The organism is Kiritimatiellia bacterium (assembly GCA_018001225.1).
In the GTDB taxonomy this organism is placed as follows: Bacteria; Verrucomicrobiota; Kiritimatiellia; order CAIQIC01; family JAGNIJ01; genus JAGNIJ01.
In genome coordinates this window covers 16259-32982 of record JAGNIJ010000019.1, presented here as the reverse complement: position 1 = coordinate 32982, position 16724 = coordinate 16259, and the positions used below count along the sequence as shown (strand labels likewise).

11 protein-coding genes are annotated in these 16724 nt (G+C 67.4%); 6 read left to right on the top strand and 5 right to left on the bottom strand.

Annotated features, from left to right (window positions below):
* Window positions 1-35 precede the first annotated feature (35 nt).
* The gene (locus KA248_07975) at window positions 36-2096 is read left to right on the top strand and encodes a hypothetical protein (GenBank protein MBP7829840.1); all 2061 of its coding nucleotides are present in this window, start codon (window positions 36-38) and stop codon (window positions 2094-2096) included.
* A 29-nt stretch (window positions 2097-2125) separates the two neighbouring features.
* On the opposite strand, the gene KA248_07970 is transcribed toward KA248_07975, so the two are convergent.
* A complete protein-coding gene (locus tag KA248_07970) occupies window positions 2126-4786 on the bottom strand; it encodes a phosphoenolpyruvate synthase (GenBank protein ID MBP7829839.1) in 2661 nt (886 codons plus the stop codon).
* 385 nt (window positions 4787-5171) lie between these two features.
* On the opposite strand from KA248_07970, the gene KA248_07965 reads away from it, so the two are divergent.
* From KA248_07965 to KA248_07955, 3 genes are all read left to right on the top strand, one after another.
* The gene (locus KA248_07965) at window positions 5172-6122 is read left to right on the top strand and encodes a ketose-bisphosphate aldolase (protein MBP7829838.1); all 951 of its coding nucleotides are present in this window, start codon (window positions 5172-5174) and stop codon (window positions 6120-6122) included.
* 220 nt (window positions 6123-6342) lie between these two features.
* Window positions 6343-6981: a phosphatidylserine decarboxylase family protein gene (locus KA248_07960; GenBank protein MBP7829837.1), complete on the top strand. Its 639-nt coding sequence runs from the start codon at window positions 6343-6345 to the stop codon at window positions 6979-6981.
* Window positions 6978-7736, top strand: a complete 759-nt coding sequence (locus tag KA248_07955; GenBank protein MBP7829836.1) for a CDP-alcohol phosphatidyltransferase family protein — start codon at window positions 6978-6980, stop codon at window positions 7734-7736. Before KA248_07960 ends, KA248_07955 begins: the two co-directional genes overlap by 4 nt.
* Window positions 7737-7836: 100 nt before the next feature.
* Here the strand turns inward: KA248_07955 and carB are convergent, their stop codons facing one another.
* The 4 genes from carB to nrfH all read right to left on the bottom strand — a co-directional run bounded on the left by carB (window position 7837) and on the right by nrfH (window position 14828).
* On the bottom strand, window positions 7837-11070 hold the full coding sequence (carB, locus tag KA248_07950) for a carbamoyl-phosphate synthase large subunit (GenBank protein MBP7829835.1): 3234 nt from the start codon (window positions 11068-11070) through the stop codon (window positions 7837-7839).
* A gap of 174 nt (window positions 11071-11244) precedes the next feature.
* Window positions 11245-12783, bottom strand: coding sequence for a glutamine-hydrolyzing GMP synthase (gene guaA / locus KA248_07945; protein MBP7829834.1), 1539 nt, complete (start codon window positions 12781-12783; stop codon window positions 11245-11247).
* Window positions 12784-12861: 78 nt separating this feature from the next.
* Complete coding sequence (locus tag KA248_07940; GenBank protein MBP7829833.1) at window positions 12862-14262, bottom strand: ammonia-forming cytochrome c nitrite reductase subunit c552; 1401 nt, start codon at window positions 14260-14262, stop codon at window positions 12862-12864.
* Window positions 14259-14828 (bottom strand): cytochrome c nitrite reductase small subunit, encoded by a 570-nt coding sequence (gene nrfH / locus KA248_07935; protein MBP7829832.1) that lies wholly within the window; start codon window positions 14826-14828, stop codon window positions 14259-14261. Before nrfH ends, KA248_07940 begins: the two co-directional genes overlap by 4 nt.
* Window positions 14829-14917: 89 nt before the next feature.
* On the opposite strand from nrfH, the gene KA248_07930 reads away from it, so the two are divergent.
* On the top strand, window positions 14918-15940 hold the full coding sequence (locus KA248_07930) for a cytochrome c biogenesis protein ResB (protein MBP7829831.1): 1023 nt from the start codon (window positions 14918-14920) through the stop codon (window positions 15938-15940).
* Window positions 15937-16710: a cytochrome c biogenesis protein CcsA gene (ccsA, locus tag KA248_07925; protein MBP7829830.1), complete on the top strand. Its 774-nt coding sequence runs from the start codon at window positions 15937-15939 to the stop codon at window positions 16708-16710. Before KA248_07930 ends, ccsA begins: the two co-directional genes overlap by 4 nt.
* Window positions 16711-16724 lie beyond the last annotated feature (14 nt).

The window sequence follows — 16724 nt, the reverse complement described above, 5'->3', positions numbered from 1 at the left end:
CCAATCATTGGAAAAGTGTGCGATGATTTTTTCCAATGATTGGAAAAATCCAGGCCTTTTTTTCCAATGATTGGAAAAATCCCCGTGCCTTTTTTCCAATCATTGGAAAACGCGCGGCCCGGCTGGCCGCGGGCCTGCTGGCGCCCGGGTTGATGTTCCTGCTGGCCTTCACGCCGGGGATCGGTCTCACCGAGGACCTGGGCCGGCACCTGCTGCTCGGGCGTCTCATCGTGGAACGGGGGAGCGTGCCGGACACGAACCTGCTGACGTACACGTGGCCCGGCCATCCGTTCATCAATCACCACTGGTTGTCGGAGGCGGTGTTTTATCTCCTGCACCAGGCGTTCGGCCTGAACGGGCTGATCGTGCTGAAGGCCGCGCTCATGGCCGGGGTGCTGGCGCTGGCGATGCGCACGGTGCGGCCGGGCCGCTGCTCGGCGCGCTACCTGTGGACCGCGGTGCCGGCGGCGGTGGTGCTCGGATACCGGGCGCATATCCGGCCGGAGCTGTTCACGTTCCTCGGCGTGGCGTTCTACGGCTGGGTGTTCGAGCGGCTCCGGGCGGCGGCGCCTGCCCCGGGGCCTGGCCACACTTTGCCAAGTGTGGCCACGGGGGGGCGCGGGGGCCGGCGCGCGTTCTGGCCGGTCGCGGGACTCGTGCTCTACGCCTGGTTCTGGGCCAACGCGCACATCTATTTCATCTTCGGGCTGGGCATGGCGGGCGCCTATTTTCTCGAACGGTGGCGGGCGCGGCGCGCCTGGCCCTGGCCCGAGGCGCTGGGGCTGGCCGCCCTGGTCGGGGTCAGCCTGCTGAACCCCAGCGGCGGGCGCGGCCTCCTGTATCCGTTCGCCATTTTCCGGGAGTACGCCCTGTCCGTCGTGGAGAATGCCTCGCCCCTGGAACTCTGGCGGGCGGCGCTCAATCCCATGCTGCTGGCCCTGCCGCTCCTGACGGGGCTGGCCGTGGCGGCGGTGTTCGGCGTGACGACAGGCCGGCCGCGCGACGCGCGGGAGCCCCGGCGACTGGCCCACGTTATCATCCTGCTGGCCGCCCTGGCGGCCGCGTGGCGGATGGCGCGCAGCGCGCCGCTGCTGGCCCTCGCGGTGCTGCCCGTCGCGGGCGAATGGAGCCGGCGGCCGGCGTCCTCCCGTCGCGGGATGCGCTGGATCGGCCTGGGCTCCGCCGGCCTGGCGGCGCTGGGGCTGGCGGCCGCCGTCGTGGAAGGCTCCTATGCCCGCCCGTTCCCGGCGCCCGGGTGCCCGACGCCGTTCGGGCTCGATGATGAAACCCGTTTCCTGGCCCTCCGCCGCCTCCGCGAGGACGGCCTGCCGGGGCGCGTGTTCTCGGACTACAACATCGGCAGCCTGGTGGAATACAATCTCTGGCCGGAGCCCGGCTACCTGGACAACCGGCCCGAGGCTTTTCCGTCCTCGTTCTGGCGGGAGGAATACTATCCGGCGCTCGGCCTGGGCGAGGACTGGGAGCGGATCCGCCGCGAGCGCGGGATCGAGACCGTCGCGGTGTCCCTGTCCGGCGTCGGGAGCGAGTACGTGTTGAGCATGATGAACAGGCCGGAATGGAAACTGGTGCACCTGGATTTCCTGCTGGCCGTGTGGGTCCGGGCGTCGGCGGAGAACGAGCCGTTCATCCGGCGCCATCTTTTCACGCGGGAGCGGCTGGAGGCGTACACCGCGGGCATCCGTCAGCGCCTGGAGAACCTGCCCCGGCGATCGTGCTGGCGGCGGGCGGTGTCCGCGGAGCAGGCCGCCCACGAGCTGTACAGCCTCGCGTGCGTGGGCGAGTTCGGGCGGCTGTGGCCGATGGCGTGGGACCTGCACCGCCGGTATCCGGACTATCGGCTGCTGGACGACCTGTTGCTCCTCGCGGCGCCGCCGGAGCGCGCGGAAGAGGTCCGCCGGCTCCTGGCCCGTCGCGCGCGCTGGCCGCTGGCCGCCGCGCAGGTTCTGACGTGGGGCGCGGTGCTGGAGAGCGAGGGCCGGTTCGCGGAGGCCCGCGCGGTGTACCGGCGCGGCCGCTGGTTCTTCCCCCTGGCGCCCGACCTGGCCAGCCGGCTCCGCCTGGTCCCCGCCCGCTGATTTCCCGGTTTTTTTACGAGCAACGCGGGTCAGAAATTCGCCGGGTCGCTGACGGCGGTTCGGGGCTCCTCGAAGTCGGGAAGGTAGCACAGGGCGCGGTGGTGCTCGGGGTCCGCGACGACGCGGGCGAAGGCGCCCCGGGCCGTCGCCGGGACATCGATGACCTTCACGACCTCCTCGAACCGGGCGGCCTGCGGCAGGAGGTCCTTCAGCGCGTTCGGGCTGTTCTCGAAAAACGGCTCGTTGAAGGCCGAGTCCGGGTCGTCCGGATAGACGGGCAGGTAGATGATCTGCTGCTCGACCAGGTCCTGGAAGAAGTGCGTGCCGTAGGAGACCTCCGGGACGTGGCCGGCCTCCTCGCGGGCGAGTTCGACCAGCACGGCGGCGTTGTCGATGTCCGCGTACCCGACGTTCACGCCCAGGTCGATGTTGCTGCTGCCCCACCGGCCCGGCCCGATCATCAGGATGCGGCCCTCGGCCACGGCCGGCAGCTCGTTGACCTGGCCCACCACGCGGCCGATCGTCTTCTTGGCCGACGGGTCGTGCATCGCGGCGTAACGGCGCGGGTCGATGTAGAGGATGTAGCGGATCCGTTCCGCGTCTCCGCCGCTGATGAAGCGGGTCGAGCGGAAAAGCACCTGCTCGGTCCGCAGCGAGTCCGGCCAGGCCACGGGGCCCTGCGCGCCCGGCAGCCAGAGCGGCCGGCATTGCAGCAGGTTGATCCGCACCTGCCCCTTGGCATCCACGTGCGCGGTGAACTCGGTGTCCACGGGGTGCCCGTAGGCCTGCTCCAGCGCGGCCAGGGCCCGGCCGACGAGGCGGACGAAATCCGTGCGGGCGATCAGGTTGTTGAAGGTGAAGACCATCTGCGACGGCTCGCCGGGCACGTCGCGGCTGAACGGATCGTACAGGTGCCCGTCCCGGAGGGTGGAGACGAGCAGGTGGAGGTTCGGATACTGCTTGTCCGCGGTCACGTCCGTCACGGAGCGGGTGACCAGCTCGTTGGCCTGCAGGTCGAGCAGGTCCATCTCGTGCTGCGAGTACTTGGCGATCTTGAACCCGGTTTCGGGGCGCAGCTGCGGATGGCTGACGGCGATCATGCGGGGGTAATCACCGCCCACGCGGTTGACGGCGTGGGTGCCCAGGCCGAACACGAGCCGGATCACGCCCTGGCGGGGGTCGATCCGGTCGCTCCAGGCGTAGAGGTTGCGCGAGAACGCGACGCCCGCGAGGGTGGGGAAGAACGCGGTGCCGCAGGGCATGCCGGACACGCGCATGACCAGGATGGCCATCTGCTCCTCGCTCTCCCCGAGCCCGCGCCGGCGCCGGTAGGAGAGCGCGTCGGGGTTGAGCGCGCTGGCGTAGACCAGCTTCACGGCGCGCAGGAAGGCCTCCAGCCGCTGTTCCGGGCTGCCCTGGTTGGCGCAGAACTCGCTGCGGTACTTGCCCGCGAAGGCGTTGCCGTAGCTGTCCTCCAGCAGGCTGCTGGACCGCACGATGATGGGCGCCTGGCCGAAATACTCCAGCATGGTCCGGAACTGCTCGTAGATGTCCGCCGGGAAGCGGCCGGCGAGGAACCGGTTCTCGACCTCGGCGAATTCCTCGTGGGTGATGTGCGAGCTGCGCGAGAGCTTCAGGCGCAGCCGGAACAGGTCGTTATTGACCAGGAAGGTGAAGAACACGTCGGAGCCGATGTAGAACGAATCGTGGCTTTCGAGGGCGCGGACGAATTCGGGGTCCGGCTCGTTCGCGAGCACGCGCCGGGCCACGAGCATGCCGGCCGCCTTGCCGCCGATGCGGCCCGAGCCGATCAGCCGGCCGCGGATCGCCACCAGGTCGTCCAGCGTGAGGTACCGGTCCGCCAGCCGGCTGAAGTCCGGGTGGTCGCCGATGACCATGCGGATCAGCTCCTGCTTCAGCGCGGCGACCTCGGGGCTGGACTCCGACATCGGCGCCCCGCTCTCGCGGTAGTGCACGAGGCGCCGGAACACGCTCTCCCAGGGCGCGATGGATTCCGCGGCGGCGTGCAGGGGGGACCGGCGGGCCGTCGAGACCACCGCGGCCGCATCGCCGCTCTGGAAAACCGGCGTCCAGACGTCGCCCTCCAGGGCGTGCGGCAGGAACATCTGCGGCGTGTAGCGGTCCCAGACCTTGAGCGGGTGCAGGTAGGTCCGGTCCTGGACGTGGTACACGTCGAGGAGCAACTGGGTCGTGTCGCGAATGCGCGCCACGGTGCTGTGCGCCTGCTGGCCGCGGATCAGGGCGAAATAGGTGATCGTGTCCAGCTCGTAGAGGAACGGGCAGGTGACCTGGAAGAAGTTGGCCAGCGACTCGTCCGTGGCCCATTCGGCGACCAGCGCGGAGAGGTTGTCGAACACGTAAAAAACCCCGTGGCCGCGATCCTCGATGATCCGGTGCACCTCGCCGCTGAAAAAGTCGAAGCCGGCCGCCGGGTCCACCGGCACGATCTCGAAACCGTCCTCCGGCCCGAGCAGCGGGGGGTGCGGCGCGAAGCGCAGGTACACGCAGCGCCGGCCGTCCTGTACCGCGCGCCGGGCGAACGGGCGGACGAAGCAGAGGTAGTCCTCCAGCCGGTCCACCTGGAACACCACGTTGTCGCCCAGGCGCAGGCCCTGCACGACCTCGTCGAGGGCCGGGATCCCGCTGGGCGCGTTGGGTTTGGCGGTCATGAACTAGCCGTACTATGCCTTGAGGAGCAAAGGACATCAAGCGGCGGCCGATATCGGGTAGGGGCGCCGCTCGTCGGCGCCCGCGGGCGTCGGCAAGCGACGCCCCTGCGGCCCATCGCGCATTATGTTTTCTGGGTGGCTGATGGACTCGAGTGCAGGGGTTGGCCGGGTAACAAAAGACCCCCGCGGCCTTGTGCCGCGGGTGAAGAAGTTCGGTGGCTATGGCGCGTAAGCTGATGCACTCCTTCCCCTGCCGCACAAGGCGGCAGGGGCCGTGGCGAACTTGAGTCAATCAGCTGCCTGATTTGTGTTTTGACCTTTACAAGGCGGAATCATCGCGTATGGTGTAGCGCACTTTGCGGAATCAACCGGAAGGGAGAACTCCATGATTGTCACAACCAAAGAGCTGTTCAAGCACGCCTACGGCAAGTACGCCGTCGGGGCATACAACATCAACAACCTCGAGCAGACCATGGGCCTGTTCCAGGGCAACCTGGACAGCAAGGCGCCTTTCATCGTCCAGCTGTCCAAGGGCGCGCGGTCGTACACGCACAAGAACATGGTCGAGGCGCTCATCCGGGCGGCCGACGAGATATTCCCGGAAGCCGTCTTCGCCGTCCACCTGGACCACGGCGACGAGGCCACCTGCTACGACTGCATCAACAGCGGCTTCTATAGCTCCGTCATGATCGACGCCAGCGCCGAGCCGTTCGACAAGAACATCGAGATCACCCGCCGCGTCGTGGAGGCCGCGCACGCCAAGGGGATCGTGGTCGAGGCCGAACTGGGCAAGCTGGGCGGGGTCGAGGAGCACGTCTCCGTGGCGGAGGCCGACGCCAAGCTCACCGATCCGGCGCAGGCGAAGGAGTTCGTCGAGCGCAGCGGCTGCGACAGCCTCGCGTGCGCCATCGGTACCAGCCACGGCGCCTACAAGTTCGCGGGCAGCCAGGGCCTTCATTTCGAGGTGCTGGTCGAAATCCAGAAGCGCCTGCCGGGCTTCCCGCTGGTCATGCACGGCTCCAGCTCGGTGCCGCAGGACGAGGTCGCCCGCATCAACGCGGCCGGCGGCCAGCTCGGCGGGGCCAAGGGCGTGGACGAGAACCAGTTCGCCAAGGCGGCGACGCTGGGCGTGACCAAGGTCAACATCGACACCGACGGTCGCCTGGTCTGGTGCCGCGTGCACCGCGAAGCGTTCCGCGACGACCCGAAGAACTTCGATCTGCGGCCGCCCGGGAAGGTCTTCATGAAGGAATACGCGAAGTTCATCGCGCACAAGAACGTCAAGCTCGGCAGCGCCGGGCAGCTGGATGCCGTGCGCGCGCTGGTGAAGAAGTAAGACGGCCATCTGTAACGGATTGAAAGGGGCGGCGCATGCCGCCCCTTTTTCCTGTCCAGGCTGGAAAAAAGCTTTTACAGCGTGCGAGCCCAGTATATAGTGTCCACAGCGTATGAGATCGATCATAGCTTCCTCTGCGCAATCCCCATGAACAGGTTTGCGTAACAGGCTGGCAGTTATAAGAATGCGAATTCAGATTGTCAAAGATGGCTGGTGGCACATGGCGGGCGCGTTGGTGATACCCGGCGCGGCGGCTGTGTTGTGCCTGGCGAAGGGGTGGACCGGCGCGGCGGTCGGTTTTGGCGTTCTGGCCGTCGTGGGTGCCGCCTTCATGCTGTTCTTTTTCCGTGACCCCGAGCGGGCGATTCCGGATGATCCCCGGGTCCTCGTGGCCGGCGCCGACGGCCTGATCCGGGCGATCGAAGTCATCCCGGAGGACAAGTTCCTGAAGGCCGAGGCGGTGCGAATCAGCATTTTCTTGAGCCCGTTCAACGTTCACATCAACCGTACGCCCATGGGCGGACAGGTCACCGGGCTGGCCTACACGCCGGGCCGGCACCTCCTGACGATCAGCAACAAGGCCTCGGAGTTCAACGAGCACAGCTCGATCCTGGTCGAAGGGGCGGGGACGCGCTGCCTGGTCCGGCAGATTGTCGGGCCCATCGTGCGCCGCGTGATTTACTGGCTGAAACCGAACCAGGAATTGCGGAAGGGCGACCGGATCGGGCTTATGAAATTCGGCTCGAGGCTCGACATGTATTTCCCGGCGGCCGACGTGGAGGTCCGGGTGAAGAAGGGCGACAAGGTGCGGGCGGGCGAGACCGTGGTGGCGGTCCTTAGAAAGGATGTGCCCTCGTGAACTGGCGTCCCGTGGTGCCCATCACATGCACGTTCTGCGCGATGCTGGCGGGCTTCTTCAGCCTGATGATGACCGCCGCGGGCAATTACTACCAGGCGGCCCAGTTGATCATGTTGTCCATGTTACTGGACGGCCTCGACGGAACCCTGGCGCGGATGCTCAACGCGACGACGAAATTCGGGGGCGAGTTGGACACCTACGTGGACATGACCAGCTTCGGCCTGGCCCCGGCGTTCCTCTCGCACCAGCTGGTCCTGAAGGACGCCGGGATATGGGGACTCGTGGTCACCTGTGCGATCGTGCTCTCCGGCGTGTCGCGGTTGTCCCGGTTCCGCGTCGTGGACCCGTTCCGCGGCCAGCGCGGCTACCTCGGCTTGCCCATCACGACCTGCGCGGGCTGGATCGCCCTGTTCGTGGTGATCACCGAATCCGGGTTCATCAGCGACGACGTGCTGTCGTTGAGCCGCGGCCCCACGGCGACGTTTATCTGGGGCTGCGTGCTGGCCATGGTCTTTCTCCAGGTTTCCCACGTCCACTACGGCAAGCCCACCAAGGGGCTGCGGGGCATGGTGCCCGGTGTGCTGCTGATCACCGCCTTGTTCTTCAACTCGCGCTGGGCCGTCGCCGCCGCGTTCACGCTGAATATCTTCGGCTTTTACTTCGCCTTCTTGAGCCCGTTCTTCAACCGCCGCCACGCCATGCTGGTGGCCTATGAGGAAGAGAAGGAAGAAGAGCCCGCGCCCCTGCCGCGGTAAGAAGCGGCTCGCGGGGACGCTCGCCCTCCAATAGCGCGGGTTGGTTAGCTCATGGAGGGCGAGCCTCCGGCGAGCCGGAAGCGGACGGTCCGATCCGGACTCACCCCTTCGCCGGGTGGAAATCCTGCAGCGCGTGCGCGTCCCAGTCGCGGCCCCGCATGTGCCGGATGGCGGCGACCGTCGCCCGCGCGCCGGCCTCGGTCGTGACGATCGGCACGCTGCGCAGGATCGCCTCGGACCGGATGGTCACCTCGTCCACGCGGTCCTTGATCCCGGTGGGGGTGTTGATCAGCAGGACGACCTCGTTGGCCCGAATCAGGTCGAGGATGTTGGGCGACGCCTTTTCGCGAAGTTTCTGCAGCACCCGGCTTTCCACGCCGGCGGCCTTGAGCGCCGCGGCCGTGCCGGCCGTGGCGGCCAGGGCGAAGCCCAGGTCCTGCAATTCCCACCCGATCTCCGTCATCCAGGCTTTGTCCGCATCCGCGGCGCAGAGGACCACCGTCCCGCCGCTGGGTATCGCCTGTCCGGCGGCGACCTGGCTTTTCCAGTAGGCGACCGGGAAGCTGAAGTCCATGCCCATGACCTCGCCGGTGGACTTCATTTCCGGGCCGAGGATGGGATCGACGCCCGCGAACCGGTTGAACGGCAGGACGGCCTCCTTCACGGCGAACCAGCGCGTCGTCGGGGGGCGGTCGCCCAGGCCCATGTCCTTGAGCTTGTGGCCCACGGCGATCCGGGCCGCGATCTTGGCCAGCGGCACGCCCGTGGCCTTGCTGACGTACGGGACGGTGCGCGACGCGCGCGGGTTGACTTCCAGGATGTAGATCTCGCCGTTCTTCACGGCGATCTGCGCGTTCATCAGGCCGCGCACCTCCAGCTTCAGCGCGATGCGCCGGCAGGCGTCCTCGATCCGGCGCTGGATGGAGGGGTGCAGCGTGTGAGGCGGCGTGCAGCAGGCGCTGTCGCCGGAGTGGATGCCGGCCAGCTCGATGTGTTCCATGACGCCGCCGATGTACACCGTCTCGCCGTCGCACAGGACGTCCACGTCCACCTCGATGGCGCGGTCGAGGTAGCGGTCCACGAGCACCGGGAAGCCGGGGCTGGCCTTGAAGGCGGCCTGGATGAACGGGCCGGCGTCGGCCTTGTTGTGCGCGACCATCATCGCCCGCCCGCCCAGAACGAACGAGGGCCGGATCATCACGGGGAACCCGATCCGCTCGGCCACCGCGAGGGCCTCGGCCTCCGTCATGCCCGTGCCGCTCTCCGGCTGCTTCAGGCCCAGCTCATCGAGCAGAACCCGGCACTGCTCGCGGTCCTCGGCCTTGTGAATGCTCGCCGTCGAGGTGCCGAGGATCGGCACGCCGGCCTTCGTCAGCCAGTGGGCCAGGTTCAGCGGCGTCTGGCCGCCCATCTGGACGATCAGGCCCAGCGGCCGCTCGTTCTCGTAGATGTTCATCACGTCTTCGAACGTCAGCGGCTCGAAGTAAAGCTTGTCCGCCGTGTCGTAATCGGTCGAGACGGTTTCCGGGTTGCTGTTGACCATGATCGTCTCGTAGCCCAGCTCGCGCAGGGCCATGACCGTGTGCACGCAGCAGTAGTCGAACTCGATGCCCTGGCCGATGCGGTTCGGGCCGCCGCCGAGGACCATGACCTTCTTGCGGTCCGTCCGCCGCGTCTGGTCGCAGTGGCCGCCGTAACTGGAGTAGAAGTACGGGGTGTATGCCTCGAACTCCGCCGCGCAGGTGTCCACCAGGCGGTAGACCGGCTTGATGCCCGCGTCCGTCCGGGCCTTGCGCGCCTCGAGCTGCGTCGGCCGGTCGCCGCGCAGGGCGGCGATCTGCAGGTCGGAGAACCCGTTCTCCTTGGCCTCGCGGTGCAGGTCGAGGGGCAGGGGGCGGCCCGCCGGGACGTCCTTGATCCGGCGCTCGATCTCGACGATCTGCTGCATCTGGTCGATGAACCACGGATCGATGTGCGTCTTCGCGGAGATCTCCCCGATCGGCATGCCCTGTTCGAGGGCGTACTTGATATAGAAATGCCGTTCGTTGTGCGGCGTGGCGAGGCCGTCCTCCAGCCGCTCGGGCTGGATGCGCTCGAATTCCCGGCGTCCCAGCCCGTCCACGCCGATCTCCAGGCCGCGGAAGGCCTTCTGGAGCGCCTCCTTGAAATTCCGGCCGATGGCCATGGTCTCGCCGACGGATTTCATGCTCACACCGAGCCGCGGGTCCGCGCCGGCGAACTTCTCGAAGGCGAAGCGCGGCACCTTGACCACGCAGTAGTCGAGCGTCGGCTCGAAGCTTGCGGGCGTCTCGCGCGTGATGTCGTTGGGCAACTCGTCCAGCGTGTACCCGACGGCGAGTTTGGCGGCGATCTTGGCGATCGGGAACCCCGTGGCCTTGCTCGCCAGCGCCGAGCTGCGCGACACGCGCGGGTTCATCTCGATCACGGTCGTGCGGCCGGTCTTCGGATTGACCGCGAATTGGACGTTCGAGCCGCCGGTCTCGACGCCGATGGCGCGCATGACCTTGATCGTCGCGTCGCGCATCTCCTGGTACTCGGCGTCCGTCAGCGTCTGGGCGGGGGCGACGGTGATGCTGTCGCCCGTGTGGATGCCCATCGGGTCGAGGTTCTCGATGGAGCAGATGATGACCACGTTGTCCTGGCGGTCGCGCATCACCTCCAGCTCGTATTCCTTCCAGCCCCAGACCGATTCCTCGATCAGCACCGTGTGCTTCAGGCTGGCCTTCAGGCCCCCCGCGGCGATGCGGCGCAGTTCGTCCATGTTTTGCGCGGTGCCGCCGCCGGTCCCGCCGAGTGTGAAGCTGGGGCGTATGATGACGGGGAACCCGATCTCGCGAGCCGCGGCCTCGGCCTCCTCCAGCGTGGTGACCATGCGGCTCTTCAGGCATTCCAGGCCGGCCTCGGCCATCGCGGCCTTGAAGAGCTGCCGGTCCTCGGCGCGCTTGATCACCTCGACGTTCGCGCCGATCATCTCGACGCCGTACTTCTCCAGGATGCCGCGCTCGGCGACCTCGATGGAGACGTTCAGGCCCGTCTGCCCGCCCAGCGTGGGCAGCAGGGCATCCGGCCGCTCCTTCGCGATGATCTTCTCGATGACCTCGGGCGTGATGGGCTCGACGTACGTCCGGTCCGCCGTCGCGGGATCGGTCATGATCGTCGCCGGGTTGCTGTTGATCAGGACGATTTCGTAGCCCTCCTCGCGCAGCGCCTTGCAGGCCTGGGTACCGGAGTAGTCGAACTCGCAGGCCTGGCCGATGACGATCGGCCCCGAGCCGATGAGCATGATTTTTTTAATGTCCGTTCGTTTTGGCATTTCAATTATCCACCACAGAGGGCACAGAGGGACGCAGAGGAAAGCCAGGAGTCTTCCAATGTTTGGAAAAAGTCACCGTCATTTTTCCAATGATTGGAAACTTGTTCTCCCCCGTTTCCCAGTGATTGGATAAATTCCCTCCGTGAACCCCTGTGTCCTCCGTGGTTCATATTCTTATTCCCATTCGATCGTCGCCGGCGGTTTCGAACTTATATCATATACTACTCTGTTCACGCCGCGAACTTCGTTGATGATCCGGGACGCGACGCGGTCGAGCGTGTCGTGCGGGAGCCGGAACCAGTCCGCGGTCATGCCGTCCTGGCTCTGCACGGCACGCACGGCGACGACGTTCTCGTAGGTCCGCTCGTCGCCCATTACGCCGACGGTCTGGATGGGCAGCAGGACGCAGAACGATTGCCAGATTTCCTTGTAATTCGGCAGCTTGCGGAGTTCCTCCTGCAGCCGGATCTCGGCCTGCTGGAGCAGGGCGACGCGGTCCGCCGAGACCGCGCCCAGGATGCGCACGGCGAGGCCGGGACCCGGGAACGGCTGGCGCTCGACGATGGAATCCGGCAGGCCCAATTCCCGGCCGAGCTGCCGGACCTCGTCCTTGAACAGGTCGCGCAGCGGCTCGATCAGCTCGAACTTCAGGTCCGCCGGCAGGCCGCCGACGTTGTGGTGGCTCTTGATCGTGGCGGACGGCCCGCCGAAGGCGGACACGCTCTCGATCACGTCGGGATAGAGCGTGCCCTGGGCGAGGAAACGCACGGGGCCGAGCCGGCGCGCCTCCTCGGAGAACACGTCGATGAACGTCGCGCCGATGATTTTCCGCTTCTGCTCGGGATCGGTCACGCCGGCCAGCCGCTCCAGGAACAGGTCACCCGCGCGCGCGACGTGGAGGTCCATTCCGAACGCGCCGCCGAAGGTGGCCTCCACCTGCTCCGCCTCGCCCGCGCGCAACAGGCCGTTGTCCACGAAGACGCAGTGTAGCCGCGGGCCGATGGCCTTGTGTAGCAGGGCGGCGGCGACGGACGAATCCACGCCGCCGCTCAACCCGCACAGCACCTGCCCGTTCCCGATCCGGGCCTGGAGGCGGGCGACGCTATCCCGGACGAAATCCGCCATCTTCCAGTCGCCGCGGCACCCGCAGATGTCGAACAGGAACCGGCGCAGGATCTCCGCCCCGCGCGGGGTATGCGCGACCTCGGGATGGAACTGCAGGGCGTACAGCTCGCGGGCCGGGTCAGCCATGGCGGCGATGGGGCACGTGTCGGTGGCCGCCAGCGTGACGAAGCCCGGCGGAAGCTGTTCCACCTGGTCGCCGTGGCTCATCCAGACGTCCAGGGTCGGCGGCAGGCCGCGGAAGAGGATATCCGGCTGGCGCACGGCGATGACCGCGCTCCCGTATTCCCGGGCCCGGCCGGGCCGGACCTGCCCGCCGAGGTCGCGGCCCATCAGCTGCATGCCGTAGCAGATCCCGAGCACGGGGATGCCCAGGCTGAAAATCGCCGGGTCGGCGGCCGGCGCGCCGGGCGCGAGGACGCTGGCGGGGCCTCCCGAGAGAATGATTCCCCGGGGCTTTCGCGCCGACAGATCGGCGGCCCGCGTGTCGAAACGCAGGATTTCGCAGAATACCTGCTGCTCGCGGATGCGCCGAGCAATCAACTGGGTATACTGCGACCCGAAGTCCAATATGGCGATTCGGTCGTGCATGACGGCCCCGGGGCGGCGAAAAGTCGCGCGTTCATAACACAGGAAACCGCCGGCCCGCAAGAGCCGTTTTGCGGAAGGCTACAGCATGTTCACCGGCTGGCCGCTCTCGAAGGCCGTCTTGACCTCCACCGCCTTGGCGCGCGTCGAGAAGTCGGGGTAGCGCGGTTCAGCGCTGATGCCCTTCGCGGCCAGCAGCCGGGCCACAAGCACGCGGGCTTCCTGGGCCTCCCGCGCGGAGTCGCCGAGGATGCGCGTACATTCCTGGGGCGCGTGGAACCCGACGCCGTTGTGCGAGGATACAAAATCCCATCGGAATTGTGCGTGCCGCACGAGCTTCCGCGCGGCCACGAGTTCCTCGTCCGTCGCGCCTGCCTGCATGGCCGCGGCGATGTCCATGTGTGCCTTGACGAGCACATCCTCCGCGGCGACCTTGGCGTGGGCCACCTTGGTCTGGAGGCCCTCGATGCGGCTCCGGATCTCCTCCTCACTCCAGCGGTGGCACACGGCGCAGCTGTTCGCGATGTTCAGCAGCGGGCTCTGGACGTGGTGGTCGGTGAACTTCACGCCGCCCTCGGTCCGGTAGGGCATGTGGCAGTCTGCGCAGGCGATATTCCGGTAGGCGTGAATGCCCGCCGCGTACAGTTCGTAGTCCGGGTGCTGGGATTTGATGATCGGGGTTTTGGAGATGGCGTGCGTCCAATCCGTGAAATCATAGCTGTCGTAGTACTCGATGATCTGCTCCACGCCGAGCCCCCGTGCCCACGGCAGCGTGACGTAGGAGCCGTCCTTGAAATAGTATTCCACGTGGCACTGGGCGCAGACCAGCGAGCGCATCTCCTGGTGCGTCGCCTGGTCGATATCCTTGCCCATCGCGGCGAAGGCCTCGCGCAGGGCCGGGCGCGTGATCCGCAGGTTCATCGTCGCCGGGTCGTGGCAGTCCTGGCAGCCGATCGGGTGGGTGATGCGGCCGACGAAGTCGGCGAAGGGCGTCTTGTAGAATTCCGCGACGCCCATCTCGGCCATGTACTTGGGCACCTCGGTGCTCTTGCAGGTCCAGCAACTGGAAAAGGTCTTGGGTGTGAGGCGTTTCGTCTGGGTCACGTCCGTCACGGAATGGTAATGGCCGCGCGCCTGGCGGTATTCCTTGCTGAACGGGTAGCCGGCGAACAGGAGGACCTGGCGCGGGTCGTCCTCCAGATAATCCCGGGGAAAGCTCCCGCCGAACATCGTGCGTGTCGTGTCGTCGCGCGTGAGGAGGTAACGCTCGTACTCTCGCGGGTAGTTGGCGCCCCAGACGGCGTTGTCCGGCTCCCACTCGGCGATCGGGAGGACCGCGATCGCCGGGCGCTGGGTCTCCCATCGCCGTTCCATGATGGAAAAGGCCAGCAGGCCGAGCAGCACGACGACACCCGTCGTCAGCAGAAAGAGCGCCGGCCCTACCCACAGCGGCAGGCGGGTTTTTGCCGTCTCGTTGTTCATGGCTGTTCTCCCGTTTGCTTCTTGAACCATTCCAGGCCCGCGGACGGCAGGGCGGGCCGCCGGGCGTCCGGCGAGGCGGACAGGCTGATGACCGAGCCGTGCACGTTATCGTGGCAGTCCCAGCACCGGCGCTCCGTCACGCCGGCGAGCCGAACCATCTGCAGCTGGTCGTGGTGGCAGCGCAGGCAGTTCTCCTGGATCACCGGGATCGCGCCGCGCGAAAGTTCCAGGACCTGCGGCTCGAGGCGGAAGGTGAACACGTACGAGTGGCGCGCCCCGTCCATCCCCTTGAACGCGAGCTTGGCGACCGGGTTCTGGTGGGGCAGGTGGCAGTCCACGCAGGCCGCCACGTGCCCGTGGCTGCCGTTCCGCCAGGTGGCGTAGGCGCTGTTCATCACGTGGCAATTGATGCACACCTCCGGCTCGTCGCTCAAGTAGGAAGCCGCGCGCGAGATATGGGTGACCAGCACGGCCATGCCCAGCAGCACCCCGCCCATCGTGAAGACGGCCAGCCGCCAGGCAGGATGCATTCCCTCCAGCAGGAGCCACTGTTTCCGGGCGCGCATGGGGCCTCTCGCTGGCTTTCAGTATAGGCCCGGGATCGAGGGGGCGTAAAGCAGTTTGATATCCGCGCCAGTTGCTTTACTCTCTTCGCATGAACGAACTGCGCCGGCTGTGGGGCTGGTTCGTCCTGGCCCTCTTGTTCGGCTGGGCGGGCTTGAGCGTATTTGGCGCCTTCCTCGGTGCCGACGTGGCGAAGTCCTTGTTCAACTCGCCGCCGATGGTGGTTTTTTGGCTGGTCCTGGCCGCGGCCCAGGCCGGCGGCTTCCTGGTGTTTGCGTCCCTCCGCCGCTCGCCGGGCCTGATCGGCCTGCACTTGGGCGTGCTGCTGGTCATCCTCGGCTTCATGGCCAACTCGGAAGCGGGGCATCGCCTCGCCGCGCGCCTCGGGGGGCGGGAGAAGATCCCCTGGTCCTATCTCCGGCTGGAAGAAGGGCAGGTGTCCGCCTCCGTGTACGACCGCTCGTTCCGGCGATCCCTCGGGTCGCTCCCTTTCAGCGTCCGGCTGGACAAGTTCGAGGTCGAATACTACGCGCTGCCCGACGAGCCGCCCCCGCTGCTCTACGGCGTTCTCGCGCCCGAGCCCGGCACACCGCACTTCTCCTGGGCCACGCAACCGCTGCGCTGGAAACAGGATGCCCCGGCGCCGCTGGCCGATACGCCCATCGAACTGCGGGTGCTGGAGTCCGCGCCGGCTTCGGCGACCGTGGAGTTGCGGGCCGGGGGGCTGGTGCATCGGCATGAACTGGCCTGCCCGCCGGGAGAGCCTTTTGTTCGTCTGGCGCTGTCGCCGATCTTCCCGGGCCTGACCAATCTTCATCGCTCCGCCAGCCTGCTGCTGGCCCACCCGACACCGCCGGTGCGGCTGTACCGGAGCCGCGTGACCGTCTGGGAGAGCGGCCGCGAGACGCCGGCGGAAATCCTGGTCAACCACCCCCTGCGCGTCGGGGGCTATCACCTCTACCAGCAATCGTGGGGCGAGCATCCCGCGCGGTTCACGGTCCTGCTGGCGGTCAGCGATTCGGGGCTCGGGCTGGTGTATGCCGGCTTCCTGCTCCTGGGCGGCGGCGCGATGCTGAACGGCTGGCGGCGGCGCGGGGAGGGGGCGGCGGGATGACGCTGAAAACCAGCCTGCTGGGATGGTTGATCTACGCGGCGATGGCGCTGTACGCGGCGGCGTTCGCGGCGGGCGGGCGGCGGTCCGGCCGCCCGCTCTTTGCCGCGGGCTTCGCGGCCGCCGCCGCGGCGACGGCCTGGCGCTGGATTTCGACGGGGCACGTTCCGCTCCAGAACCTGTTCGAGGTTTTCCTCGCGATGGGCGCGCTGATCTATCCCATGGCCCTTTCCTGGCGGCGCCTGCCCGCGGCGGCGGAGCGGGCGGACCCCCTGCTGGGCGCGATCCTGCTGTTCCCGGCCGCTTTTGTCTTTCCCGAGACGCCGCGGCCGCTGCCGCCCGCGCTCCAGAGCCCCCTGTTCGCGCCCCACGTGCTGGTGTACCTCGCGGCCTACGTCCTGATGGCCAAGGCGGCGATCGTCGCCGCCGCGCAGTTCGGACGAGGTCCGGAGGAAGACCGGGCGCGCCGGGACGGCGCGGCGTACACCCTGGCCTCGTGGGGCTACCCGTTCCTGACCCTGGGTCTGCTGCTGGGCGCCTGGTGGGGCAAGCTGGCCTGGGGCGATTACTGGCACTGGGACCCGAAGGAGATGTGGGCGTTGGCGACCTGGCTGCTGTACACCGGCTACTTCCACGCGCGGCATCTCCTGGGCCGCGGTTCGGAGCGCCTGTATGCCGTCTTGCTCCTGGCGGGCTTTGCCGCCATTATCCTGACGCTGTCGTGGGTCAACCTGTCGAGGCTGTTCGGCGGGCTGCACAGTTACGCGTTGTGAGAAGGAGGGAATGC